Raw genomic sequence first — 23993 nt, 5'->3', positions numbered from 1 at the left:
TCGGCGCTTATTCGCGGGCTATCGCGTCAATTACAACGGTTGGGGAAATAATGAGCCAGCGAATAAGAGTGATTATTGCTGACGACCATCCGGTTATTCTATTCGGCGCTGCGCAGGCGTTGGCTCGTTTTCCGGAAATCGAAGTGGTCGGCCAGGCACGGCAGTCCACGGAACTCATTCAGGTGTTGCAGAAAACGCCCTGCGACGTTCTGGTCTCCGATCTCGCCATGCCGGGCGGGCAATTCGGCGACGGCATGCCGCTGCTCGGCTATGTCGGCCGGCAGTTTGCCTCGGTGCGAATCGTCGTGCTGACGATGCTCGAAAATCCGGCATTGCTCAAACGTTTGCGCGAAGTCGGCGTGACTGCGGTCATCAGCAAGGCCGACGATCTGAGTCATATCGGCCTCGCGATCGTGCAGGTCATGCGCGGACAGGAATACATCGGGCCGTCGGTAAAGGCGGCGCTCGACAGCATGGGACTCTCCGCGAGCGGGCAGCAGCGTGACGTCGTGCTCTCGAAGCGGGAACTGGAAGTCGTGCGACTTTTTGTCTCGGGAATGACGATTACCGAAATTGCCGCGCACTTGCGTCGCAGTATAAAAACCATCAGCACGCAAAAAAACACCGCAATGCGCAAACTGGGTATCGACCGCGATTCCGAACTGTTTCAGTACGCCCAAAGTAATGGGCTATTAAATCTGGCGGCGTATGTTGGAGACGGTAATCCCGACACGCCGTCCGCGTCCAGACCGGCTATCGGTTAATTCTTTGCTGCCTTCGCGCAAAAACAAAAAAACCGCTGGTCACCCAGCGGTTTTTTAATGCGCACCTGAAAGACGTCTATTGCGGTGCGGCCGTCGCGCCGCCGTGCGCCGCCGACCACTCGGCCGGGGCATGCAGGAATTTTTCGACTTCGTCGAGCGTCTTCGTTTCGAAATAACCCGATTCCTTCGCGACGCGCAACACGTCCCACCACGTGGCGAGCGCGTGCAGATCGACGTCGATGTCCTTCAGGACCGACACGCTTTCCTTGAAGATGTTGTAGTGAAACAGCACGAAGCAGTGGTTGACTGTCGCACCCGCCGTGCGCAGCGCATTGATGAAGTTGATCTTGCTGCGGCTGTCGGTGGTCAGGTCCTCGACCAGCAGCACGCGCTGTCCTTCGGTTAAGAGGCCTTCGATCTGCGCGTTGCGGCCGAAACCCTTCGGCTTCTTGCGGACGTATTGCATCGGCACCATCAGGCGGTCCGACAGCCACGCCGCGAACGGGATGCCGGCGGTTTCGCCGCCCGCGACGGCGTCGATCTGCTCGTAGCCGACGTCGCGCAGAATGGTCGCTTCGGCCATTTCCATCAGGCCGCGGCGCACGCGCGGATACGAAATCAGCTTGCGGCAGTCGATATAGACCGGGCTTGCCCAGCCGGACGTGAAGATGTACGGTTTTTCCGCGTTGAAGTGCACCGCCTGGACTTCCAGGAGCATTTTTGCGGTGGTGTCTGAGATCGTCTGGCGATCGTTGCCTGTCATGGGCGAATCCTTGGACGTTGAGCGGCGCAGAGCGCGGAGGCGGCCCGTGGGCCCGTGGCGCAGCGACTCAGGCGGACGAGCGGCGGAAGATCCGGCGTGTCCGACGATGGCTGCGCGCGTAGCCCGCGATTTTACCCGAGTTCCGAGTCCTGCTGCGAATGCCGGGTCCGTCCGTAACACGCATGAAAGCCAGCGGTCGCGGCGAATTTTCGCGAGTTGTGGGCGTTGCGCGCCCCACGTACACTCGCGGCTCTTTGCCGAGATGCCGCGCGCATCCGCTGCTGCCATGACTTCTGCGTCCCCTTCTTCCGCCGAATCGAATGCTCTGCCCGATCGCCACGCCGCGCGCGCGCTCGTCGCCTCGATGCTCGGCTACGCGATGGACGGCTTCGACCTGCTCATTCTCGGCTTTATGTTGCCCGCGATCGCCGCCGATCTGCATCTCACCTCGACGCAGGCGGGCTCGCTCGTCACGTGGACGCTCGTCGGCGCGGTGGCGGGCGGGCTGATTTTCGGCACGCTCTCCGATTTCTACGGCCGCGTGCGGATGCTCACCTGGACGATCCTGCTGTTTGCCGTCTTCACCGGCCTGTGCGCGCTCGCGCAGGGTTTCGGCGACCTGCTGTTCTACCGGACCGTGGCGGGCATCGGGCTTGGCGGCGAGTTCGGCATCGGCATGGCGCTCGTCGCCGAGGCGTGGCCGGCTGGGCAGCGCGCGCGGGCGTCGTCGTATGTCGGGCTGGGCTGGCAGGCGGGCGTGCTCGCCGCCGCGCTCCTCACGCCGCTCCTCTTGCCGCTGATCGGCTGGCGCGGCATGTTCGCGGTCGGCCTGCTGCCGGCGGTGGTGTCGTTCGCGGTGCGGCGGCGCGTCGAGGAGCCGGCGCTCTTCACCGCGCGCGCCAAGGCTAGCCGCGGCTTTCCGCTCAGGCGTCTCTTCGACGATGCCAGCACGGCGCGCGCGAGTTTCGGGGTCGTGATCCTCTGTTCGGTGCAGAACTTTGGCTATTACGGCCTGATGATCTGGCTGCCGAGCTATCTGTCGAAGACTTTCGGCTATTCGCTCACGAAGTCGGGCGTCTGGACGGCAGCGACCGTGCTCGGCATGGCGCTCGGCATCTGGCTTTTCGGCATCGCCGCCGACCGCTTCGGCCGCAAGCCCGCGTTTCTCGCGTATCAGATCGGCGCGGTCGTCATGGTGTTCGTCTATTCGCACCTGACGACGCCGTTCGCGCTCCTGATCGGCGGCGCGGTGATGGGCATCTTCGTGAACGGAATGATCGGCGGCTACGGCGCGCTCATCTCCGAGCTGTATCCGACCGAGGCGCGTGCGACCGCGCAAAACGTGCTGTTCAACATCGGACGTGCGGTCGGCGGCTTCGGGCCGGTGGCCGTGGGCGCGCTCGCGGCGCGTTACTCGTTCGCGGCGGCGCTCGCGCTTCTGGCGTCGATCTACGTACTCGACATCCTCGCGACGCTCTTCCTGATTCCCGAGCGGCGCGGCGCGCCATTGCAGTGACCGACCTGCGCATCACGCGCGCTTTCGTCGAAGGAAAGCCCGTCCGATAAGGGTTTCACCCCGCCTCCGAGCGCGCGATTCCGCGATTGCTGCTTCGCGTCAACGCGTGTGCGGGGTGTACACTAATTCTCCCAAAAAAAGGGCTCTGTCCGCCGCTGTCATCCCGCAACGGCGAGACGACGCGCCTACCAGGCGCGCTGGGCGCCGCCGTATTCATCGATCGATCCATCGATTTACACCCCGCGGCTCGCGTGCCGGCAGCGAGGCCCAACTCGAATAATCTCAACGTCTCTAGGCTAATCATGGACGAACAACTGAAGCAAAGCGCCCTCGCATATCACCAGAATCCCCGGCCCGGCAAGATTTCGGTCACGCCGACCAAGCCGCTCTCCAACCAGCTCGACCTCTCGCTCGCCTACTCGCCGGGCGTGGCCGCCGCGTGCATGGCGATCTTCGACGAACCGCTCGACGCGCAGAAGTACACCTCGCGCGCGAACCTCGTCGGCGTGGTGACGAACGGCACGGCCGTGCTCGGCCTCGGCAATATCGGACCGCTCGCCGCGAAGCCGGTGATGGAAGGCAAGGGGTGTCTGTTCAAGAAATTCGCGGGCATCGACGTGTTCGACATCGAGCTCGCCGAGACCGACCCGGACAAGCTCGTGGACGCGATCGCGATGCTCGAACCGACGCTCGGCGGCATCAATCTGGAGGACATCAAGGCGCCCGAGTGCTTCTACATCGAGAAGAAGCTGCGCGAGCGCATGAAGATTCCCGTCTTCCACGACGATCAGCACGGCACGGCGATCATCGCGTCGGCGGCGATTCTCAACGGCCTGAAGGTGGTCGGCAAGAAGCTCGAGGAAATCAAGCTCGTCTGTTCGGGCGCGGGCGCGGCGGCGATTGCGTGTCTGGACCTGCTCGTCGATCTCGGGCTGAAAAAGTCGAACACGCTCGTCGTCGATTCGAAGGGCGTGATCTACGAAGGGCGCGGCAACCTGGATGCGTCGAAGGAGCGTTATCAGTCGAGCACCGACGCGCGCACGCTCGCCGATGCGATGCACGGCTGCGACGTCTTCCTCGGCTGTTCGAGCGCGGGCGTGCTGAAGCCCGAGATGGTCACGACGATGGCCGACAAGCCGCTGATTCTCGCGCTCGCGAATCCGGAGCCGGAGATCCGGCCGGAAGAAGCGAAGAAGGTGCGCCCGGACTGCATCATCGCGACGGGCCGTTCGGACTATCCGAACCAGGTCAACAACGTGCTGTGCTTCCCGTTCATCTTCCGCGGCGCCTTGGACGTGGGCGCGACGACGATCACCGAAGAGATGAAGCTCGCGTGCGTGCGCGCGATCGCGGAACTCGCGGAAGAAACCGATCAGGGCGATGAAGTCGCGAAGGCATACGAAGGCCATTCGCTGGAATTCGGCCCCGAGTATCTGATTCCGAAGCCATTCGATCCGCGCCTCATCATCAAGATCGCGCCGGCCGTCGCGCAGGCCGCGATGGATTCGGGCGTCGCGACGCGTCCGATCCAGGACATGGACGCCTATCGCGAGACGCTCGGCGCGACGGTTTATCGAACCGGCATGGTGATGCGGCCCGTGTTCCAGGCCGCGAAGGCGGCGCCCGCGCGCATCGTGTTCGCTGAGGGCGAAGACGAGCGCGTCCTGCGTGCCGCGCAGTTCGTGCTGCTGGAGAAGATCGCAAAGCCGATCATCGTCGGGCGGCCGGCGGTCGTCGAGATGCGGCTGAAGAAAATGGGCTCGAAGCTGAAAGCGGGCACGGATTTCGAGATCGTCAATCCCGAAGACGATCCGCGCTATCAGAAGAGCTGGCAGGAATATCACACGATCGCCGCGCGCGAAGGCGTGACGCCTGAAAGCGCGAAGGCGGCGCTGCGCAAGTTCAACACGCTGATCGGCGCGATCCTGGTGCGCATGGGCGACGCCGACGGCATGATCTGCGGTCTGATCGACACGTATCACGACCACCTGAAGTTCGTCGAGCAGGTGCTCGGCAAGGCGAAGGGCGTGGAGAACTTCGCGGCGATGAACCTTCTGATGCTGCCAGGCCGCAATCTTTTCATCAGCGATACCTACGTGAACGAAGTGCCGACGCCCGAGCAACTCGCCGACATGACGATCCTCGCGGCGGGCGAAATCGAGAAGTTCGGCATCCAGCCGAAGGTCGCGCTGGTGTCGAATTCGAACTTTGGCAGCGTGCCGACCGCTTCGGCGAAGCGGATGGCAGAAGCGCGCAAGCTGATCGCGCAACGCGCGCCGCACCTCGAAGTCGATGGCGAGATGCACGGCGACGCGGCGTTGTCGGAGGCGGTGCGCAAGGCGTCGTTCCCGGGCACGTCGCTGCATGGCGAGGCGAACCTGCTCATCATGCCGAACGTGGAAGCGGCGAACATCACGTACAACCTGCTCAAGATGGTGAGCGGCGAGGGCGTGACGGTCGGGCCGTTCCTGCTCGGCACCGACAAGCCCGTGCATATCCTGACGCCGGCCGCGACCGTGCGACGGATCATCAATATGACGGCGGTGGCATCGGCGGGAGCGCGAGTGGGGAAGTAAAGCATTCGCTGGCGCGTCGATAGACGCGCCAGCGAATCAGAGGCGGCGATCCGAAATTTCGGATCGCCGCTTTTTTTCGACCGAAGCAAAACGTCAAGCCACTTGCCGCGCCTCTCCGGCAGACCCGTCGCGCCAGCGAGCGAGCAGCGCATTCCACTTCGTCTTTGCCGCCCGCACGTTGTTGTCCTTCACGTGGCCGTAGCCGCGCATCGAGTCGGGCAGGCTCGCCAGTTCGATCGCCAGCGCGAGTTTCTGCGCCGTCAATCCGGCGATCAGTTCCTTCACGAGCGCCTCATACTCGACGATCAGCGCACGTTCCATCTTGCGCTCTTCGGTCTTGCCGAACACGTCGAACGCCGTGCCGCGCAGGACCTTCAGCTTCGCGAGCACGCGCATCGCGGGCAGCATCCACGCGCCGTACTGCTTCTTGACGAGCTGTCCCTTCGCATTCTTCTTCGCGAACGCCGGCGGCGCGAGGTGGAACTTGATCTTCCAGTCGCCTTCGAAACTGCTCTTCACTTTCTCCACGAACGCCGGATCGGCATAGAGGCGCGCGACTTCGTACTCGTCCTTGTACGCCATCAGCTTGTGCAGATTCTTCGCGACCGCCTCGGTCAGCGCGTACTGCCCGTCGCCTAAGCCCAACTCCCCTTCCGCCGAGCGAACCTGCGCGACGAGACGTCCGTAACGCGCCGCATACGCCTCGTTCTGATAGTCGGCGAGATAGGCGAGGCGTTTTTCGATCAGCTTGTCGAGCGCCTTCGGCGAATGCAGCGCGATGATCTTGCTCGTCGTTTCCTGCGACGGCGCGCGTCCCTGCGAATCGACGATACGCCGAACGGCTTCGACATCGTGCGCGGCGCGGCGTCCCCACTCGAACGCCGCGAGATTCTTCTCGACCTGCACCGCGTTCAGTTCGATCGCGCGCACGAGCGATTCGTGACGCAGCGGCACCCAGCCGCGCTGCCACGCGAAGCCGAGCACGAACGGGTTCGTGTAGATCGCGTCGCCGAGCAGCGCGACGGAGAAGCGGTTCGCATCGACCATCGCGACATGCTCGCCCGCCGCCGCGCGGATGTCGGCTTCCGCGCTCGCGCCCGGAAAGCGCCAGTTCGGGTTCTTGATGAACTCGGCGGTCGGCGTTTGCGCGCTGTTCACGACGACGCGCGTGTGATCCGGCTGCATCCGCGAGCCGCATTCGTCGCTGGCGGTCACGATCGCGTCGCAGCCGATCACGAGATCCGCTTCGCCCATCGCGATGCGCGTCGCGTGGATGTCCGTGGGCCGGGTGGCGATCTGCACGTGGCTCATCACGGCGCCGCCTTTTTGCGCGAGGCCGGTGACGTCGAGCACGGTCACGCCCTTCTGCTCCAGGTGCGCGGCCATGCCGAGCAGCGCGCCGATCGTCACGACGCCCGTTCCACCGACGCCCGTGACGAGCACGCCATAGGGCCGCGCGATTTCAGGCAGATCGGGTTCCGGCACGACGGGCATCGCGTCGCCCGCGACGCTCGACGCCTGCGGCTTCTTCAACTGTCCGCCTTCGATCGTCACGAAGCTCGGGCAGAAGCCGTTGAGACACGAATAGTCCTTGTTGCACGTCGACTGGTTGATCTGGCGCTTCGTGCCGTACTCGGTGTCGAGCGGTTCGACCGACAGGCAATTCGACTTCACCGAGCAATCGCCGCAGCCTTCGCACACGGCCTCGTGGATCACCACGCGCTTCGCCGGATCGGGGAACGCGCCGCGCTTCCTGCGACGGCGCTTTTCGGTCGCGCAGGTCTGGTCGTAGATCAGGATCGAGGTGCCCGAAATCTCGCGAAGCTCGCGCTGAATCTCGTCGAGCTTGTCGCGATGATGCACGTCGATGCCCGGCGCCAGGCCGACGCTCGCCGTGTATTTCTCCGGCTGATCGGTGACGATCACGATCTTCGCCGCGCCTTCAGCGGCGAGCTGGTGCGTGATCTGCGGCACGGTCAGGACGCCGTCGACCGGCTGGCCGCCCGTCATCGCGACCGCGTCGTTGTAGAGGATCTTGTACGTGATGTTCGCCTTCGACGCGATCGCCGCGCGAATCGCGAGCAGGCCGGAGTGGAAGTACGTACCGTCGCCGAGATTGGCGAAAACGTGCTTGTCGTTCGTGAACGGCGCCTGGCCGATCCACGCGACGCCTTCGCCGCCCATCTGGCTGAACGTGCTCGTGCTGCGGTCCATCCACACGGTCATGTAGTGGCAGCCGATGCCCGCCATCGCGCGCGAGCCTTCTGGCACGTTCGTCGACGTGTTGTGCGGGCAGCCCGAGCAGAACCACGGCTTGCGCTCCGCTTCGACGCGCGGCTTTGCCAGCGCGCGCTCCTTCGCCTCGATCACGGCGATGCGCGTCGCGATGCGCGCGCGCACTTCGGCGGGCAGGTCGAACTTGTCGAGGCGCGTGGCGATCGCCTTCGCGATGATCGCCGGCGACAGCTCGTAATGCGCCGGGAGGAGCCAGTTGCCCATCGGCACCGACCATTCGCCGCCCGCGCCGTCTTTCTCGTCGAACTTGCCGTACACGCGCGGACGCTGCGCATCCGGCCAGTTGTACAGCTCTTCCTTGATCGCGTATTCGAGGATCTGCCGCTTCTCTTCGATCACCAGAATCTCTTCGAGCCCATGCGCGAACTTGTGCGCGCCCTGCGCTTCGAGCGGCCACACGCAGCCGACCTTGTACAGCCGGATGCCGATGCGCGCGCAGGTTTCGTCGTCGAGACCGAGGTCCGCGAGCGCCTGGCGCACGTCGAGATACGCCTTGCCCGCGGTCATGATGCCGAAGCGCGCGTTCGGCGCATCGATTTCGACGCGATCGAGCTTGTTCGCGCGCACGTAGGCGAGCGCGGCGTACCACTTGTAGTCGAGCAGGCGCGCTTCCTGGACGAGCGGCGGATCGGGCCAGCGGATGTTCAGGCCGCCGTCGGGCATCGCGAAATCGGTCGGCAGTTCGATTTTCACGCGATGCGGATCGATATCGACCGAAGCCGACGATTCCACCACATCGGTGACGCACTTCATCGCGACCCAGAGGCCGGAATAGCGGCTCATCGCCCAGCCGTGCAGGCCGAAGTCGAGATATTCCTGCACGTTCGACGGAAACAGCACCGGCAGGCCGCACGCCTTGAAGATGTGTTCCGACTGATGCGCGAGCGTCGAGGATTTCGCGGCGTGGTCGTCGCCGGCGAGCACCAGCACGCCGCCGTGCGCGGACGAACCCGCCGAATTGCCGTGCTTGAAGACGTCGCCGGAGCGGTCGACGCCCGGACCCTTGCCGTACCACATCGAGAACACGCCGTCGTATTTGGCGCTCGGGTACAGGTTGACCTGCTGCGAACCCCAGACGGCGGTGGCCGCGAGGTCTTCGTTCACGCCGGGCTGGAACACGATCTGATGCGCGGCGAGATGCGTCTTCGCCTTCCAGAGCGACTGGTCGAGACCACCGAGGGGAGAACCGCGATAGCCGGAGATGAAACCGGCGGTATTGAGCCCGGCGGTCTTGTCGCGTTCCTGTTGCAGCATCGGCAGCCGGACCAGCGCCTGAATGCCGCTCATGTACGCGCGGCCGCGTTCGAGCGTGTATTTGTCGTCGAGCGTGACGGATTTCAGCGCGGCTTCTAGCGAAGCTCTTTGTTCTGCGTCTAGCGGGGCATTCATTATGTGTACTCCTCCACCCAGTTTGGGATCACCAAAGCATTCTGTGGGCTGCGGCATCTTGTGGACGCGTTGGCCGGGATTGTGAGTGTGCCGAGTCGCGCGCGTTTCGGGCAGTGGTAAAAACCCGCTGAAAAATGAGGCGCTTGCTTCAGTTTATGTCGTTTTGACGACGCGTTCGAGTGCTTTTGCACACGGATGTTACTAGCTGTAAAAACGACCGGGCCGCGGAACTCATATCCCTTATCCTGTCTAACCTCGCGCTTGCGCACCTTTTTGCGTACCGAATTTCGGAGTCAGGCTTTACGAAGCAGCACTAGCCGTACCCATGCAGCACGCAGTCCAGAAGGAGATAAAACAATGAAGCAGCGCCATATCCAGAGCTTTTTGATGGTTTCGGCCGCCTTTTTCGCGATGAACGCCCCGATTCGCGGCGGCAACGCCACTTCGCACGTCAACGCATCGCCCGCGCAGCAAGTCGCGCAGATGCGCGCGCAAATCGCGGACGCCCGCAGCACGCGCCAGGACGCGTCGCAGGCCGACGACGAGGCGCAAGACTGACCGGACACTCGGCGGCTCTTCCAGCATGAGCCGTCAAAAACAAAAAAGGCGAGGATCGATTCGATCGCTCGCCTTTTTCTTTGCGCGTCCGCTTTAGCTGGTCGTGTCCTTCAGTACGCCGCGGCGCATCTGATCGAGTTCGATCGATTCGAAGAGCGCCTTGAAATTGCCCTCGCCGAAACCCTGATTGCCCTTGCGCTGGATGATCTCGAAGAAGATCGGCCCGATCTGGTTCTCGGTGAAGATCTGCAGCAGGATTTCGTCGGCGACGCCGTCGATCAGAATCCCGCGCTTCTTCAGTTCCGCCACCGATTCGCCGTGGCTCGGCACGCGGCGGTCGACGAGTTCGTAATACGTGTCGATGGTGTCGAGCAGCGAGATCTTGGCGCCGTTGAGGCCGTCGACGGTGCGATAGATGTCGTCGGTGCCGAGCGCGATGTGCTGGATGCCTTCGCCGCGATACGCGTCGAGATATTCCTGAATCTGGCCGGCCGTCTCCGAACCTTCCTCGTTGATCGGAATGCGGATTTTGCCGCAGGGCGAAGTCATCGCCTTCGACTTCACCGCCGTCACCTTGCCTTCGATGTCGAAATAGCGCGCTTCGCGGAAGTTGAAAAGCCGCTCGTAGAATTCGGCCCATTCGATCATGCGGCCGCGATGGACGTTGTGCGTCAGGTGATCGATATACGTGAGTCCGTGGCCGACCGGATTCTGCTCGGCGCCGGGAATCGGCTCGAAATCGACGTCGTAGATGCTGATGTCGCCGATGCTGCCCGGCTGCGCGCCGTTCTTGCCGCGCCAGCGGTCGACGAAATAGATCAGCGAATCGCCGATGCCCTTGATCGCCGGGATGTTCAGTTCCATCGGGCCGGTTTTATTGTCGAAGCCCCATGCGCCGAGTTCGAGCGCGCGCTGGTAGGCCTTGCCTGCGTCGGCGACGCGAAACGCGATCGCGCAAATCGACGGTCCATGCAGGCGCGCGAAGCGCTGCGCGAACGAATCCGGCTCGGCGTTGATGATGAAGTTGATCTCGCCCTGGCGGTACAGCGTCACGTTCTTGTGGCGATGGCGCGCGATCGCGGTGAAGCCCATCTGCTCGAAGAGTTTGCCGAGCGCGACCGGATCCGGCGCGGTGTATTCGATGAACTCGAAGCCGTCGGTGCCGACGGGGTTGTCCCAGCCCTGAAAAGTCATCTCGTCTCCTTGAATCTCTGTGCGGAAATAGTGAGATGAAGTGTAATCAAGCGCGTCCAGCGAAAGCTTGCGAAATAAATTGTCGATGAATACGATTGCGCAAGTTGCTGCTGCGTTTCAAAGAACCGGAGACAGAAAATGGCCGATGCCGAATTCGATGCGATCGATCGGAGAATTCTCGCGATTCTTCAGGAGAACGGGCGGCTGTCGAATCAGGAGATCGCGGAGCGGGTGAATCTATCTCCGAGTCCGTGCCTGCGGCGCATCCGGCGGCTGGAGGAAAGCGGCGTCATTCGCGGATATGTGGCGTTGCTCGATCCGCAAAAGCTCGGGCTGGGGCTGCTGGCGTATGTGAATGTGCGCCTGGAAAAGCGCGGCGGGACGGCAGGAACGCGCTCGCCGAATCCCGCGACCCACGCCGATCTGTTTCGCGAAGCCGTGCGCACATGGCCGGAAGTCGTCGCCTGCGACGCGATGACCGGCGACATGGACTATCTGCTGCGCGTTCAGGTGGAAGACATGGCGCACTTTTCGCGCTTCGTGCAGGACCAGTTGCTGCACCATCCGTCGGTGATCGACGTCAAGACGAGCTTTTCGCTCGAGCGCATCAAGGAAACAACCGCGCTGCCGCTGCGCTGACCCCGTCGCCGATACTGTCGGCGCGGCACAAAAGAAGAAGGGCGGTCATGGCCGCCCTTTGTTTGGTCCCGCTCGCAACGCCAACCCCGCGTTTCCTTACGCAGCGCCCGCCGTCGGCATGAACACGTTGAACATTTGCGACGCGCGGCGCGCCTGGCGCTTGATCGCGTAGTCGAACGTGGCAGCTTGCTCCTGCAGCATTTCCGCGATGAGGCTCGACTGATCGGCGGGCGTGAGCGACAGATAAGCATCCGCCTCGCCATACGCGTACTCGATCTTCATGCCCGATTTCTTGGCGATGTGCATCATCGTCGAATTGCGCGACAGGCAGTGCATATAGAGCATCGATACCTGCGTGTTGCGGCTGCGGATGGCGGCGCGCTCGAACATCTTCGTGCCGATGCCGCGGCCGCGCGCGCTTTCCAGCACGGACACGCCGAATTCGGCGGTGCGCTTGTCGCCTTCAGCCGGCAGATACGCCAGATGACCGACGCCGATCAGTTGCAGTTCGTTGTCGAAGACGCCGAATACCGTGTCGCGCGTGAAATCGATATTGCGCACGTAGTTGTCGATGACGTGATCCGGCACGATCTGGCCGAAGCGCAACAGGCGGTCGTCTTCGTCGAGCGCGAGAAAATGGGTGAGCAGACGCTCGCGGTCGCCCGAAGACAGCTCGCGAACCAAAACCGGCCGTCGACCGGCGTCCGGCAGCGCGCGCTCGGCTGCGACGGTGGGTGCGGCAACGCGGTTGATAGTCATGTTCACGATGGGTTCTCCTTGATTCGTCATGCGACGTGCTGCATCGCAAAACGAATTTTACCCGAATAGTGAAATACGGATACGGGAAAACCCTTAAAACGCCCCTGAGGCGGCGTTCTAAAAAATCGCGTACAAATAAGAAATCTTAACAAAATCAACTATTTAGTGATTGTGTCTCAAAACAACATTCACTGTTCGCGGATTGGTGCTGTCGCGCAGCACGTCATTGATCGCCGTTGAGCCCGTGCTCGATCACATCGACGACCTGTTCCGCGAACTCGCGATAGCCCAGTTTCCCGCCCGGCTTGAGCCAGGTGAACGTCCAGTTGATCATGCCGAACACCATCATCGTGAGGGCGGTCTGGTTTTCCTTCGTCGCGCGCTTCGGATAGGCGCGCGCCAGTTGTCGGGCGAACGCGGCCACGATATCGCGCTGCCGGTCGAGCACGATCGTGCGCTGGACGTCTTCGAGATACTTCACGTCGTTGAGCAGCGCGACGTGCCGGCTGTGCGACGTCTCGTACTCCGCGAGAAACGCGCGGACCAGTTCCGCGAACGCTTCCCGCTCGGTAAGGCCGCGTCGCTGGCTCGCGCCTTCCACCTCCGCGATGATCAGCATCAGCCGCTTGGTGTAGCGGTCGAGCAGATCGAAGAGGATCGCTTCCTTGCTCTCGTAATAGTGGTAGAGGCGCGCCTTCGACGTGCCGCTCGCCGCGGCGAGGTCGGCCATCGAGGTGCTCGGATAGCTCGTCTGGGCGAATTTGGCGGCGGCGAGTTCGAGGATCTGTTCGCGTTGGGTGTCGTGATCGGGCGCTCTTGTGCGGGCCATTGAGAAGTCGAATACGGTTTTAGTCGGAGTTGCCGGCGCTCTGCCGGAGGTCTGCGTTGACGATGTCGCCGGGTTCGCCGCGAAGTTTAAGCCGTCCCGCCATCGCCAGTTCGCGGCAGCGCCAGAAGGCGATCGAATCGCTGACCATGAAGCCGAATTCGGCGGCCATCACCTGTCCGGCGATGCGCCGCGCCGGCTGCCAGTCCGGCGTGACGATGTCGAGAATCGCCTGGTCGATCTCGGCGTAAGTGCCCGCGACAAACGTGTTGTCCTGCCAGCGCCGCGTTTCCGCGTTCACGTGCTTCGCCTCCTGCCATTCGAGCGCGAGCCGTCCGATGCGCAGCACCGAGATCGGCGCGGCGCTCGGCAATTTCGCGAGCAGTTCCTCCGCCGAGAACATGCCGACGGCCGTCACGCCGTCCCGGCGGCCGCGACGCCGCTCCTGGCCGTCGGCGTCGGTTACGAAGGGGAGATCGCGGTCGGAGAGTTTGGCTTCGTTCAGCCGCTGCGGCGCATTGCGCAGATGATAGGCGACACGCCTGAGCGCCAGCTGATCCGACGCGCTCTGGCCGTGCCAGACGACGATCTGCGCGTCGTTGCGCACGAGGGCTTGCAACTGCGTTTCCTGCTGCTCGAACTCGGCGTCGAAGTCGATGCCGTCGCGCGCGAGCACGTGACGCCAGAACGCGGCGCGCGTGTCGGGCGCGTCGTCGACGTTGCGAATCGGGCCGACCGCGAGATCGTCCTTCAGCGCGACGACGCGTTCGTCGCGGCCCGCGAGCTTTAGCGCTTCGCGAAGGGTGTTGGCGGCGTGGTCGCCGTTGGTGACGTGGATCATGCTCATCGTTGTGTGTCCGCTGACGAAAGCTGGCTGCAAAACAAAAGGACCGCACGAAGCGGCCCTAGTGTAAGCCAGGCTTCATGACGATCAACGTTCGTCGTAGCTCACGACGATGCGATCCGAAACCGGATGGCACTGGCACGTCAGCACGTAGCCATCGTCGATTTCGTGCTGTTCCAGCGTGAAGTTCTTTTCCATCTTCACTTCACCTTCGAGCACTTTCGCGCGGCAGGTGCAGCACACGCCGCCCTTGCACGCGTAAGGCAGCGCGAGACCCGCCTTCAGGCCGACATCGAGCACGCTCAGGCCGGCGTAAGGCAGGCGCAGCTTGCGCTTTTTCCCGTCGATGATCAGTTCGAGGTCGGCGGCCGGCGTGTTCTCGGTGATCTCGATGGGCGGCACGCCCGCCTGCGGCAGCGGCGTGCCGAAGCGCTCGACGTGCACCTGCTTCGGCGGCACGCCCGCGTCCTTCAAGGCGGCTTCGGCCGCGTCCATCATCGGGCCGGGGCCGCAGATGAAGGCTTCGTCGATGTCGGCGGCGGGCGTGAGAGTCTGCAAAAACGCCGCGCACTTGTCCTGATCCAGCACGCCGTTGAACAACTCGACGTCCTGCAAATCGTCGGACAGCACGTGATACAGCGAGAACCGGCTCATGAAGCGGTTCTTCAGGTCTTCGAGTTCCTCGGCGAACATGATCGCGTCGACGCTGCGGTTGCCGTAGACCAGCGTGAAGCGGCTCGTCGGCTCCGATTCGAGCGTCGTCTTGACGATCGCGAGCACCGGGGTGATGCCCGAGCCGCCCGAGAACGCGACGTAATGCTTCGCGTGATCCGCGTTCAGGTGCGTGAAGAAGCGGCCGTCGGGCGTCATCACGTCGATTTCGTGACCGGGCTGCAGCGTGTCGAACGCGAAGTTCGAGAAGCGCCCGCCGCGCACGCGCTTGATGCCGATGCGCAGTTCGCCGTCGCGGTCGTAGTCGGTCACGCCGACGCAAATCGAATACGAACGGCGCGTTTCCTCGCCGTCGATGTGCGTCTTCAGCGTGACGAACTGGCCTTGCGTGAAACGGAACGCGTCGCGCAGATGCGGCGGAACGTCGAACGAAACGGTGACGGCATCGGCGGTTTCGGGCCGTACTTCGCGGATACGCAGCGGATGGAATTGCGGAGTCGCCATGATGTCGGGTCAGTAGGGTTTGAAATAGTCGAACGGCTCGCGGCAGTCGATGCAGCGGTACAGCGCCTTGCACGCGGTCGAGCCGAATTGCGCGAGGCGCTCGGTGTGCGTCGAGCCGCAGCGCGGGCAGGCGGGCGTCTCGACGACGGCGGCGCGCGGGACGAAGCGGATCGTCTTTTCCTTCGGCGCCGCGCTGCCGCAATTGCCCGTCGGCGGCGCGATGCCGTAGCGGCGCAGCTTTTCGCGTGCGTCGTCGGTCATCCAGTCCGTGGTCCAGGCGGGCGCGAGCACGGTTTCGATCCGGTGCGCGCCGAGACCGGCCTGCGACAGCGCGTCCTCGATGTCTTCGGCGATCTGCGACATCGCCGGGCAGCCGGAATAAGTCGGCGTGATCACCACTTCGATGACGTCGTCCGCCCCGCGACGCACGTCGCGCAAAATGCCGAGTTCGCGGATCGATACCACCGGAATTTCCGGGTCGGGCACGTTTTCCAGCACTTCCCAGGCGCGTTCGAGGGTGGCGTCGGCGGTCGTCATCATGGCGTTACCAGCCCGCGCCGGGGTGCTGACGCGCGAGGCTCTGCATCTCGGCGAGCAGATAGCCCATGTGTTCGGAATGCTCGCCGTGCTTGCCGGTGCTCACGTGCTTCGCCTCGGGCGGCGCGACGAGCGTCGCCTGTTCGAGCGTCGCGGCGACGTCTTCCCGCCACGCGGTTTCGATATCGGTCGGAAGCGGGCCGATGCCCGCCGCGGCGATCGCCGTTTCCACGTCGTCGACGCTGAAGAACTCCCGCGTGTACGGCATCAGGTAGTCGAGCGCCGCCTGTGCGCGCCGATGCGATTCCTCGGTGCCGTCGCCGAAGCGGATCAGCCAGTCGCCCGCGTGATGCAGGTGATAGCGCGTTTCCTTCAGCGATTTCGCGGCGATGGCGGCGAGATGCTCGTCGGTCGACGATTCGAGCGCCGTCCACAGATGGCTCATCAGCGCGGAATACAGGAAGTTGCGCACGATCGTCACCGCGTAGTCGCGCTCGGTGCGCGCAGTGCCCGCAAGCGGCCCGAAGTGCGGCAACTCGGCGATCGTGTAGTTCGCGAACTCGCGCTCGGTGCGGAAGTAGGCGTAATCGTCTTCGGTCTTCTTCTTGCCGTTGAGCGCTTCGTCGAGCGTCGCCGCGTGCGAATAGAGCAATCGCGCCTGACCGATCAGATCGAGGCTGATGTTCGCGAGCGCGATGTCTTCTTCCAGCGCCGGACCGTGACTGCACCACTCGGCGTTGCGCTGTCCGAGGATCAGCGCGTTGTCGGCGAGACGCAGCACGTAGGCGAGATGTTGGGGCGTCGTCATGTCTTCAGCGCCTTACATGTGGTTGATTTCGTCGGGCAGCACGAAGAAGGTCGGATGACGGTAGATCTTGTCGCCGGCGGGCTCGAAGAGTTCGGCCTTGTCGGCGGGATCGGACGCCGTGATCGCCGACGAGGGCACCACCCAGATGCTCACGCCTTCCTGACGACGCGTGTAGACGTCGCGCGCCATGCGCAGCGCGGCGGGCGCGTCGGGTGCGTGGAGGCTCCCGCAGTGCTTGTGATCGAGCCCCTGCTTGCTGCGAACGAATACTTCCCAGATCGGCCATTCCTTGTTCATGTTCGTCTCCAATTTACGCAGCTTGTTGATGAGCGCGGGCGGCTTGTTTTTCCGCGTGCGCGAGCGCGGCTTCGCGGACCCAGGCGCCGTCGTCGTGCGCCTTCACGCGGGTGGCGAGACGCTCCTTGTTGCACGGGCCGTCGCCATTCACGACGCGCCAGAATTCGTCCCAGTCGATCGCGCCGTAGTCGTGCGCCTTGCGTTCCTCGTTCCACTTCAGATCGGGATCGGGCAGCGTGACGCCGAGGATCTTCGCCTGCTCGACAGTCGCATCGACGAATTTCTGGCGCAGATCGTCGTTCGAAATGCGCTTGATGCCCCACTGGAACGACTGGCCGCTGTGGATCGAATCCTTGTCGCTCGGGCCGAACATCATCAGCACCGGCCACCACCAGCGGTCGACCGCCTGCTGGACCATCTCTTTTTGCGCCTCCGTGCCCTTCATCATCGCGAGCAGGGCGTCGAAGCCTTGCCGCTGATGGAACGACTCTTCCTTGCAGATGCGGATCATCGCGCGGGCGTACGGACCGTAGGTGCAGCGGCAGAGCGGAATCTGGTTCATGATCGCGGCGCCGTCGACCAGCCAGCCGATCACGCCGACATCCGCCCAGGTGGGCGTCGGGTAATTGAAGATGCTCGAATATTTGGCCTTGCCGGCGTGGAGCGCGGCGACCAGCTGATCGCGCGAGACGCCCATCGTTTCAGCGGCGCTATATAGATAGAGGCCGTGACCGCCTTCGTCCTGCACTTTCGCGAGCAGGATCGCCTTGCGCTTCAGGCTTGGCGCGCGGCTGATCCAGTTGCCTTCCGGCTGCATGCCGATGATTTCCGAATGCGCGTGCTGCGAAATCTGGCGGATCAGGGTCTTGCGGTAGGCCTCGGGCATCCAGTCCTGCGGCTCGATTTTGCCGTCGGCCTGCATCACGGCGTCGAAGCGTTGCTGCTCGGGAGAGGCGCTCGTATCGGCTTGCGCGCCGATCGGCTGGACGTTGCCGGGAATATCGAGGGATTGGGTGTACATGACGATCTCGCTCAAGGTAAGTCGCTGTGCGGCGATTATAAACCGACCGGCCGGTCGGTTTATAACTTTTTTTGACAGTAACGCGAGGATTTTTGCCTCGGGCGGGAAGGGAACTGGCAAGTCGAGGAACGCCGTGTCCGGCGACAAAAAAAGGGCCGCTTCTGCTGAAGCGGCCCTTCTTCCAGACGGGATGAGCGGTGCTAGCTATGTCGCAGCAAACTCGATCAACCGGCGACTCGCCCGCCCGAGGTCTCGAAATCCTCGGCATCGACGTCGTAACCCGACGGCTCCCAGCGAATCGCGAGGAGCGCGATCAGTCCGGCAAGCGGCGCGGCCGCGATGATCCAGAACACTTTCGTCCCGAGCGCCGCCGACAACACCGGGAACAGGAACAGCGACACGGTCGAGCTGGAGCGCATCAGCGTCTGGTTGAAGCCGACGCCGACGCCGCGCAGCGAAGTCGGGTAACTGAGCGACGCGAACGTCATGCTGTGCGAGCCGGGCCCGAAGCCCTGTCCGAGCAGGAATAGCGCGAGGAACGCGATCGCCATGACGACTTCCGCGCCGTTCGCCGGACGCCCGACGATCGCCAGTCCGACGAGCGCCGCCAGCTGGAACGCGTAGCCGCCGACCGTCAGCTTCCACGCGCCGATCTTCGGCACGGTGCGCACCGCGATCAGTCCGCCGACGAACGCGAAGCACAGATTGAGCGCGAGCGAAGCGAGGATGGTCGTGAGCATCGACTGCTTGAGGAAGCTGGAAATGATGACCGGCAAACCGAACGCCACCGCGTTGTACGCGAACGAGGACGCGATCGCGATGATCGTCGCGAGCACGGTGCGTCGCAGGTAGACCCCGCGCAAAAGCGCGCCGTAGTTGCTCCAGGACGCCTTGCGCGGCGTGCGCGTCGCGGCCGCGGTCGCGGGCGACGCCTCGACGCGCGTGTCGAGGCCATAGGAGCGTTTGAGAATCGCGGCGGCGCCGGCGAGATCGCCCTGATTGGCCGCCCACACCGGCGACTCGCTGATATACCGGCTGCGAATCGCGATGATCACGATCGCCGGCACCGCGCCGAAGCCGAGAATCAGGCGCCAGAGCCAGCCGGAGTGGCTTTCGGGCAGCACCGCGTACAGCCCGAGCACGAGCAGGTACGACACGCTGATCGCCGCGTACCACGTCGGACACCACATCGCGATGCTGGCCGCCTTGTTGCCGCGCCCCTTCAGCCGGGAGAATTCGGCGAGAAAGGCCATCGCGACCGGCAGGTCGATGCCGACGCCCAGCCCCATCACGAAGCGCGAGCCGCCGAGCACCCAGGCGTTCGGCGCGAGCGCGCAGGCGATCGCCGCGATGACGAAAAAGAACATGTCGGCCATGAACACGCGATAGCGGCCGATTTTGTCGGTGAGATAGCCGCCGATCAGCGCACCGACGATCGCGCCGAACGTGATCGCCGACGCGACGAAGCCCGTCCCGGTCGGCGTGAGCGAGAACTCGCGGGCGATGTCCTTGACGCCGAACGCGAGCGCGCCGAGATCGTAGGCGTCGAGGAATACGCCGCCGAGGGCGATCGCAATGACGACGCGTGCGTCGCTGCCGACCGCCGCGCCGCGGTTGACGAGATCGGAGACATCGGCGGCGCTGCGGATGACGGGCCGCGCATCGGCGGCGGAGGCGGCGGCCGGCGCGTGGGCGCGCCCGGAGGCGATAGAAGCTGACATGAGTGAACCGTTAAAAAGTTTGACGAGGCAACGATCGCGCGATGCTACGTGCTCGCGCGCGCCTGGCCAAATTCATTTTTGTTATTTGATGACTTACGGCCGGAGCGGGCCCGCGCGCGACGGAATGCGACAATGTCGGCGTTTCCCACCGCAGCCGAGAGCATGTCCGCACCCGAACCGAAACAGATTTCACGCGTGGCCGTCATCGGCGGCGGGCCGGCCGGCCTGATGGCGGCCGAGGCGCTCGCGGCGGGCGGCGCGCAGGTCGATGTCTACGACGCGATGCCGTCGGTCGGCCGCAAGTTCCTGATGGCGGGCAAGGGCGGCATGAACCTCACGCATTCGGAGGCCGCCGCGCCGTTTCTCGCCCGCTACGGCGCGCGCAGCGAGCAGATCGCGCCGCTCCTGCGCCGTTTCGATGCCGGCGCGCTGCGGCAATGGGTGCACGAACTCGGCATCGAAACGTTCGTCGGCAGTTCGGGGCGCGTCTTTCCGACCGACATGAAAGCGGCGCCGATGCTGCGTGCGTGGCTGCATCGGCTGCGCGGGGCGGGCGTCCGGTTCCATATGCGGCATCGCTGGACGGGATGGGCGTCGTCCGCGCTGGTGTTCGCCGCGCCCGAAGGCGAAGTGCGCGTGCAGGCCGACGCGGTCGTTCTGGCGCTCGGCGGCGCGAGCTGGCCGCGGCTCGGCTCGGATGCCACGTGGGTGCCGTTTCTCGAAGCGCGCGGGGCGCGCGTGCAGCCGTTCGAACCGTCAAATTGCGGTTTCGACGTCGACTGGAGCGAACATTTCAGCAACCGTTTTGCGGGCGAAGCGCTGAAATCGGTGGCGATCGGCATCGAGCGGGAAAAGGGCGCGATCGACTGGCGCGCCGGCGAGTGCCTGATCACGGCGACGGGCATCGAAGGCAGTCTCGTCTACGCGCTGTCGGCGCCGATTCGGGAATGGCTGAAGCAGAATCCCGGCGACGGCGCGACGATCCTGCTCGATCTCGCGCCGGGTATGACGCCCGAGCGGGTGCTCGCCGAAGTGACGCATCCGCGCGGCGCGCGCTCGATGTCGAGTCATCTGCAAGGCCGGCTGCACATTGTCGGCGTGAAGGCGGGGTTGCTGCGCGAGTGCGTCGGCAAGGAAGAATTCGCCGATCTGCCGACGCTCGCGCGGCGCATCAAGGCGTTGCCGCTCGTCGTGCGGCGGCCGCGGCCGATCGCCGAGGCGATCAGCAGCGCGGGCGGCGTCGCGTTCGAATCGCTCGACGCGCATTTGATGCTCGCTACTTTGCCGGGCGCGTTCTGCGCCGGCGAAATGCTCGACTGGGAAGCGCCGACCGGCGGTTATCTGCTGACGGCGTGTCTCGCGAGCGGACTCGTCGCGGGTGAGGGCGCGCTCGCCTATCTGCAGTCGCTGAACGCGGCGCGTCCCTGAATCAGGCGGCCACGAGCCGCCACAGCGACGTCGTTTCCTTCGAGCGCGCCGAGAAAAGCGGATCGGTTTTGTCGGCGGCGCGCGGGTGGTGCGGCTTGACATCGAGCCGCCCGTCGACCTTCAGGCCGGCCGCGTCGATCCATTCCTGCAACTGCGCGCGCGTGCGCAAGCCGAGATGTTCCGCGAAATCGGACAGGATCAGCCAGCCTTCGCCGCCGGGCGTCAGATGCGCGGCGAGGCCGTCGAGAAAGCCGCGCAGCATGCGGCTTTCCGGATCGTAGATCGCATGCTCGATCGCCGAACTCGGCCGCGCGGGCAGCCACGGCGGATTGCACACGACGAGCGGCGCGCGGCCATCGGGAAAGAGATCGGCTTCGATCACATCGACCTGATTACCGAGCCCGAGCCGCTCGACGTTTTCACGAGCGCAGGCGAGCGCGCGCGGGTCCATGTCGGTCGCGACCACGCGTTCGACGCCGCGCTGTGCGAGAAGCGCCGCAAGGACGCCGGTGCCGGTGCCGATATCGAAGGCGAGCGACTTCGACGGCAGCGGCTGGTCGGCGACAAGCTTGATGTACTCGCCGCGCACCGGCGAAAACACGCCGTAATAAGGATGAATGCGTGCGCCGAGCGCCGGGATTTCGACGCCCTTCTTGCGCCACTCGTGCGCGCCGACAAGGCCGAGCACTTCCCGCAACGACACCACCGACGGTCCATCGGCTGGGCCATACGCTTCTTCGCAGGCGTCGCGCACGTCGGGCGCGCGGCGCAGCGGAATCGCGTACTGCTCGTCGAGCGGAAGAACGAGCATCGCCAGCGTGCGAGCGCGCTGCGACTGCGCGAGCCGATGCAGATTGAAGCGGTCGACGGGAGACGGCTCGGGCGCTTCGGCCGCCTTGCGCTTTTTCGGCTTGTTCTCGATCCGGCGCGCCATCGCCTGCAATAACTGGCGCGCGTTCTGGAAATCGCCGCGCCAGAGGATCGCCGTCCCTTCACATGCGAGCCGATAGGCGGAATCGGCGGTCATCTGATCGTCGCCGATCACGACGCGCTTCGGCGGCGCATTGCCGCTCTCCGAGCGCCAGCGCGCGGAGTGGCTTACGCCGTCTTCCTCCCAGTGGAGTGACTGGTGGGCGGCGGTGGCCGGAGTTGCGGAATTCTTCGATTGCATGCGGATGTCGATTCTAGGTTGGGCCAGTCGGCCGTATGACTCTATTCTGAGGCTTTTCCGGCGAGTCGCCGGGAATCCGGCGAAAAGCAGCCGCTTCGGCGATCTTCGGCGGCGCGCGTCGATCAGGCACAATCGCTCTATTTTCTGCCTCCGATCAACCGAATGAAGCTTCGAATTCTTGCTGCAAGCGCGGGTATGCTGGCCGCGCAGTTTCTTGTCGGATCGGCTGCATTCGCGCAGACCGTCTCCGAACCGCCGTCCAGCGGCCATTGGGTGAGCGCCTGGGCGACCGCGCTGCAGGCGATCCCGCAGCAGGCGGACTTGCCGCCGCTGTACCGCGCGCCTGAAATCGGCGGGCGGACCATGCGGCAACTGGTCTATCCGCAACTCGACGGCAAACGCGCCCGGCTGCGTCTGAGCAATGTCTACGGCACGGCGCCGCTCGCGATCGAGTCGGTGCACATCGCGCGGGCGCTCGGCGCAGGCAGCGCGGCGACGCGTCCGGGAACCGATCGCGCCGTGCTGTTCGGCGGACGCCCGAACGTGACGATCGCACCGGGCGGCCAGATCGACAGCGATCCGGTCGCCTTCGACGTGTCGGCCAAGCAGCCGCTCGCGGTCAGTATCCATGCGGCGAAGGAGCAGCGGCTTGCCGCGTGGCATCGCGTGGCGAGCCAGGTCAATTACGTCTCGACGCCCGGCGACCATTCGGCCGACACCTCCGCCGATGCTTTTCGCACCCGCTTCACGCAATACGCGTGGCTGACGGGTGTCGCCGTCGACGATGCGTCGGCAGAGAGCGTCGTCGCCATCGGCGATTCGATCACGGACGGCATGCGATCGACACCCAATGCGAACCGGCGCTGGCCCGACGCGCTGGCGCGTCGCCTCGCTGCAAAGGGCGAGGCGGGAACGGCGGTTGTCAACGCGGGGATCAGCGGCAATCGTCTGCTGAGCAATTCGCCGTGCTATGGCGAGGCGGTGATCGGCCGCTTCGAGCGCGACGCGCTGCGCCAGCCCGGCGTGCGCGCGATCATCGTGCTGATCGGCATCAACGACATCAATTTCGCCGCGATGCCTGCGCACGCTGGCCTCGACTGCGACAACCCGCACACCCAGGTGACGGCGGATTCGCTGCTGCGGGGCTACCAGCGGCTGATCGCGCAGGCGCATCAGCGCGGCATCAAGATATATGGGGCCACGTTGACGCCCGCGTCGCTGCCGCCGGAGCGGGAAAAGATCCGGCTGGCGGTGAACGAGTCGATCCGCGCAAGCCGCGCGTTCGACGGCGTGATCGATTTCGACCGGGCGTTGCGCGATCCGGCGCGACCGGACGTGCTGCAGCGTCGCTACGACAGCGGCGACCACATTCACCCGAGCGACGCCGGATATTCGGCGATGGCGGAGGCGGTTCCTCTTGAAGCGATGGCGTCCACGCAGGCTCATTAAACGGCGGACAAAAATATTTTCGTCATTCTCTTGTCATTGGCGCCGGGTTGCCCTACTATTCGCATCCTCGTTTCAAAACGAGGCCGCCAAGGGAACAGGCGGTTCCGGAAGTCGGCAAATTTGGAAGCGAAAGCGAAAAAAGATGTTGACAGAGGGAAAAAGATTCTTCATAATCTCGTTTCTCTGCTGCTGATGCAGCGACGCAGAACGGAAGGGGTGGCGGCGGTAGTTAAGCGGCTGAACTTCAAAGGCGACTGAGGGT

21 protein-coding genes are annotated in these 23993 nt (G+C 64.3%); 7 read left to right on the top strand and 14 right to left on the bottom strand.

Annotation, left to right across the window (positions count from 1 at the left end; translation table 11 throughout):
* The first annotated feature begins 50 nt into the window (after positions 1-50).
* Positions 51-764 carry a response regulator gene (locus QCE48_RS14140; RefSeq protein WP_309787109.1) on the top strand — a complete coding sequence of 238 codons (714 nt, stop codon included), beginning with the start codon at positions 51-53 and terminating at the stop codon, positions 762-764.
* 76 nt (positions 765-840) lie between these two features.
* Here the strand turns inward: QCE48_RS14140 and QCE48_RS14135 are convergent, their stop codons facing one another.
* Positions 841-1527, bottom strand: coding sequence for an orotate phosphoribosyltransferase (locus tag QCE48_RS14135; protein WP_116566667.1), 687 nt, complete (start codon positions 1525-1527; stop codon positions 841-843).
* 286 nt (positions 1528-1813) lie between these two features.
* Between QCE48_RS14135 and QCE48_RS14130 the strand changes: the two genes are divergently transcribed.
* Complete coding sequence (locus QCE48_RS14130; protein ID WP_309787111.1) at positions 1814-3043, top strand: MFS transporter; 1230 nt, start codon at positions 1814-1816, stop codon at positions 3041-3043.
* A 302-nt stretch (positions 3044-3345) separates the two neighbouring features.
* Positions 3346-5619 carry an NADP-dependent malic enzyme gene (locus QCE48_RS14125; RefSeq protein ID WP_309787112.1) on the top strand — a complete coding sequence of 758 codons (2274 nt, stop codon included), beginning with the start codon at positions 3346-3348 and terminating at the stop codon, positions 5617-5619.
* Positions 5620-5712: 93 nt separating this feature from the next.
* Here QCE48_RS14125 and QCE48_RS14120 read toward each other — a convergent pair whose 3' ends face one another.
* A complete protein-coding gene (locus QCE48_RS14120; protein WP_309787113.1) occupies positions 5713-9303 on the bottom strand; it encodes an indolepyruvate ferredoxin oxidoreductase family protein in 3591 nt (1196 codons plus the stop codon).
* 357 nt (positions 9304-9660) lie between these two features.
* Between QCE48_RS14120 and QCE48_RS14115 the strand changes: the two genes are divergently transcribed.
* Positions 9661-9861, top strand: a complete 201-nt coding sequence (locus QCE48_RS14115) for a hypothetical protein (protein ID WP_309787114.1) — start codon at positions 9661-9663, stop codon at positions 9859-9861.
* Between the two features lie 93 nt (positions 9862-9954).
* Here the strand turns inward: QCE48_RS14115 and hppD are convergent, their stop codons facing one another.
* Positions 9955-11055 (bottom strand): 4-hydroxyphenylpyruvate dioxygenase, encoded by a 1101-nt coding sequence (gene hppD, locus QCE48_RS14110; RefSeq protein ID WP_309787115.1) that lies wholly within the window; start codon positions 11053-11055, stop codon positions 9955-9957.
* A 138-nt stretch (positions 11056-11193) separates the two neighbouring features.
* On the opposite strand from hppD, the gene QCE48_RS14105 reads away from it, so the two are divergent.
* The gene (locus QCE48_RS14105; RefSeq protein WP_309787116.1) at positions 11194-11694 is read left to right on the top strand and encodes an Lrp/AsnC family transcriptional regulator; all 501 of its coding nucleotides are present in this window, start codon (positions 11194-11196) and stop codon (positions 11692-11694) included.
* Between the two features lie 96 nt (positions 11695-11790).
* On the opposite strand, the gene QCE48_RS14100 is transcribed toward QCE48_RS14105, so the two are convergent.
* The 9 genes from QCE48_RS14100 to QCE48_RS14060 form a co-directional block, all read right to left on the bottom strand.
* Positions 11791-12453: a GNAT family N-acetyltransferase gene (locus QCE48_RS14100; RefSeq protein ID WP_404983339.1), complete on the bottom strand. Its 663-nt coding sequence runs from the start codon at positions 12451-12453 to the stop codon at positions 11791-11793.
* Positions 12454-12676: 223 nt separating this feature from the next.
* A complete protein-coding gene (locus QCE48_RS14095; protein WP_309787119.1) occupies positions 12677-13282 on the bottom strand; it encodes a TetR/AcrR family transcriptional regulator in 606 nt (201 codons plus the stop codon).
* Positions 13283-13301: 19 nt separating this feature from the next.
* On the bottom strand, positions 13302-14126 hold the full coding sequence (locus tag QCE48_RS14090; RefSeq protein WP_309787121.1) for a DUF1835 domain-containing protein: 825 nt from the start codon (positions 14124-14126) through the stop codon (positions 13302-13304).
* An 84-nt stretch (positions 14127-14210) separates the two neighbouring features.
* On the bottom strand, positions 14211-15299 hold the full coding sequence (paaE, locus tag QCE48_RS14085; protein ID WP_309787123.1) for a 1,2-phenylacetyl-CoA epoxidase subunit PaaE: 1089 nt from the start codon (positions 15297-15299) through the stop codon (positions 14211-14213).
* Positions 15300-15308: 9 nt separating this feature from the next.
* On the bottom strand, positions 15309-15839 hold the full coding sequence (paaD, locus tag QCE48_RS14080) for a 1,2-phenylacetyl-CoA epoxidase subunit PaaD (protein WP_404983094.1): 531 nt from the start codon (positions 15837-15839) through the stop codon (positions 15309-15311).
* A gap of 4 nt (positions 15840-15843) precedes the next feature.
* Positions 15844-16644 carry a 1,2-phenylacetyl-CoA epoxidase subunit PaaC gene (paaC, locus tag QCE48_RS14075; protein ID WP_309787124.1) on the bottom strand — a complete coding sequence of 267 codons (801 nt, stop codon included), beginning with the start codon at positions 16642-16644 and terminating at the stop codon, positions 15844-15846.
* 12 nt (positions 16645-16656) lie between these two features.
* Positions 16657-16941, bottom strand: coding sequence for a 1,2-phenylacetyl-CoA epoxidase subunit PaaB (gene paaB / locus QCE48_RS14070; RefSeq protein WP_309787125.1), 285 nt, complete (start codon positions 16939-16941; stop codon positions 16657-16659).
* A 13-nt stretch (positions 16942-16954) separates the two neighbouring features.
* Positions 16955-17962 (bottom strand): 1,2-phenylacetyl-CoA epoxidase subunit PaaA, encoded by a 1008-nt coding sequence (gene paaA / locus QCE48_RS14065; protein ID WP_309787127.1) that lies wholly within the window; start codon positions 17960-17962, stop codon positions 16955-16957.
* 224 nt (positions 17963-18186) lie between these two features.
* Positions 18187-19683 carry an MFS transporter gene (locus QCE48_RS14060; RefSeq protein WP_309787128.1) on the bottom strand — a complete coding sequence of 499 codons (1497 nt, stop codon included), beginning with the start codon at positions 19681-19683 and terminating at the stop codon, positions 18187-18189.
* Between the two features lie 162 nt (positions 19684-19845).
* Here QCE48_RS14060 and QCE48_RS14055 point away from each other — a divergent pair, with 162 nt between their 5' ends.
* Positions 19846-21111, top strand: a complete 1266-nt coding sequence (locus tag QCE48_RS14055; RefSeq protein ID WP_309787129.1) for a TIGR03862 family flavoprotein — start codon at positions 19846-19848, stop codon at positions 21109-21111.
* A 1-nt stretch (position 21112) separates the two neighbouring features.
* On the opposite strand, the gene QCE48_RS14050 is transcribed toward QCE48_RS14055, so the two are convergent.
* Complete coding sequence (locus QCE48_RS14050; protein ID WP_309787130.1) at positions 21113-22282, bottom strand: class I SAM-dependent methyltransferase; 1170 nt, start codon at positions 22280-22282, stop codon at positions 21113-21115.
* A gap of 162 nt (positions 22283-22444) precedes the next feature.
* On the opposite strand from QCE48_RS14050, the gene QCE48_RS14045 reads away from it, so the two are divergent.
* Positions 22445-23731 (top strand): SGNH/GDSL hydrolase family protein, encoded by a 1287-nt coding sequence (locus QCE48_RS14045; protein WP_309787131.1) that lies wholly within the window; start codon positions 22445-22447, stop codon positions 23729-23731.
* A gap of 72 nt (positions 23732-23803) precedes the next feature.
* Here the strand turns inward: QCE48_RS14045 and QCE48_RS14040 are convergent.
* The coding region (locus QCE48_RS14040; protein ID WP_309794174.1) for a hypothetical protein at positions 23804-23993 on the bottom strand (190 nt) is incomplete at its 5' end.

This window comes from Caballeronia sp. LZ024, assembly GCF_031451455.1.
GTDB classification, from domain to species: Bacteria; Pseudomonadota; Gammaproteobacteria; order Burkholderiales; family Burkholderiaceae; genus Caballeronia; species Caballeronia telluris.
This window is presented reverse-complemented; position numbering and strand designations above follow the sequence as displayed.

Bases quoted from the DNA above. Each gene is read 5' to 3' on its own strand.
- QCE48_RS14140 (WP_309787109.1), top strand. From the start codon at position 51: ATGAGCCAGCGAATAAGAGTGATTATTGCTGACGACCATCCGGTTATT.
- QCE48_RS14135 (WP_116566667.1), bottom strand. From the start codon at position 1,527: ATGACAGGCAACGATCGCCAGACGATCTCAGACACCACCGCAAAAATG.
- QCE48_RS14130 (WP_309787111.1), top strand. From the start codon at position 1,814: ATGACTTCTGCGTCCCCTTCTTCCGCCGAATCGAATGCTCTGCCCGAT.
- QCE48_RS14125 (WP_309787112.1), top strand. From the start codon at position 3,346: ATGGACGAACAACTGAAGCAAAGCGCCCTCGCATATCACCAGAATCCC.
- QCE48_RS14120 (WP_309787113.1), bottom strand. From the start codon at position 9,303: ATGAATGCCCCGCTAGACGCAGAACAAAGAGCTTCGCTAGAAGCCGCG.
- QCE48_RS14115 (WP_309787114.1), top strand. From the start codon at position 9,661: ATGAAGCAGCGCCATATCCAGAGCTTTTTGATGGTTTCGGCCGCCTTT.
- hppD (WP_309787115.1), bottom strand. From the start codon at position 11,055: ATGACTTTTCAGGGCTGGGACAACCCCGTCGGCACCGACGGCTTCGAG.
- QCE48_RS14105 (WP_309787116.1), top strand. From the start codon at position 11,194: ATGGCCGATGCCGAATTCGATGCGATCGATCGGAGAATTCTCGCGATT.
- QCE48_RS14100 (WP_404983339.1), bottom strand. From the start codon at position 12,453: ATGACTATCAACCGCGTTGCCGCACCCACCGTCGCAGCCGAGCGCGCG.
- QCE48_RS14095 (WP_309787119.1), bottom strand. From the start codon at position 13,282: ATGGCCCGCACAAGAGCGCCCGATCACGACACCCAACGCGAACAGATC.
- QCE48_RS14090 (WP_309787121.1), bottom strand. From the start codon at position 14,126: ATGAGCATGATCCACGTCACCAACGGCGACCACGCCGCCAACACCCTT.
- paaE (WP_309787123.1), bottom strand. From the start codon at position 15,299: ATGGCGACTCCGCAATTCCATCCGCTGCGTATCCGCGAAGTACGGCCC.
- paaD (WP_404983094.1), bottom strand. From the start codon at position 15,839: ATGATGACGACCGCCGACGCCACCCTCGAACGCGCCTGGGAAGTGCTG.
- paaC (WP_309787124.1), bottom strand. From the start codon at position 16,644: ATGACGACGCCCCAACATCTCGCCTACGTGCTGCGTCTCGCCGACAAC.
- paaB (WP_309787125.1), bottom strand. From the start codon at position 16,941: ATGAACAAGGAATGGCCGATCTGGGAAGTATTCGTTCGCAGCAAGCAG.
- paaA (WP_309787127.1), bottom strand. From the start codon at position 17,962: ATGTACACCCAATCCCTCGATATTCCCGGCAACGTCCAGCCGATCGGC.
- QCE48_RS14060 (WP_309787128.1), bottom strand. From the start codon at position 19,683: ATGTCAGCTTCTATCGCCTCCGGGCGCGCCCACGCGCCGGCCGCCGCC.
- QCE48_RS14055 (WP_309787129.1), top strand. From the start codon at position 19,846: ATGTCCGCACCCGAACCGAAACAGATTTCACGCGTGGCCGTCATCGGC.
- QCE48_RS14050 (WP_309787130.1), bottom strand. From the start codon at position 22,282: ATGCAATCGAAGAATTCCGCAACTCCGGCCACCGCCGCCCACCAGTCA.
- QCE48_RS14045 (WP_309787131.1), top strand. From the start codon at position 22,445: ATGAAGCTTCGAATTCTTGCTGCAAGCGCGGGTATGCTGGCCGCGCAG.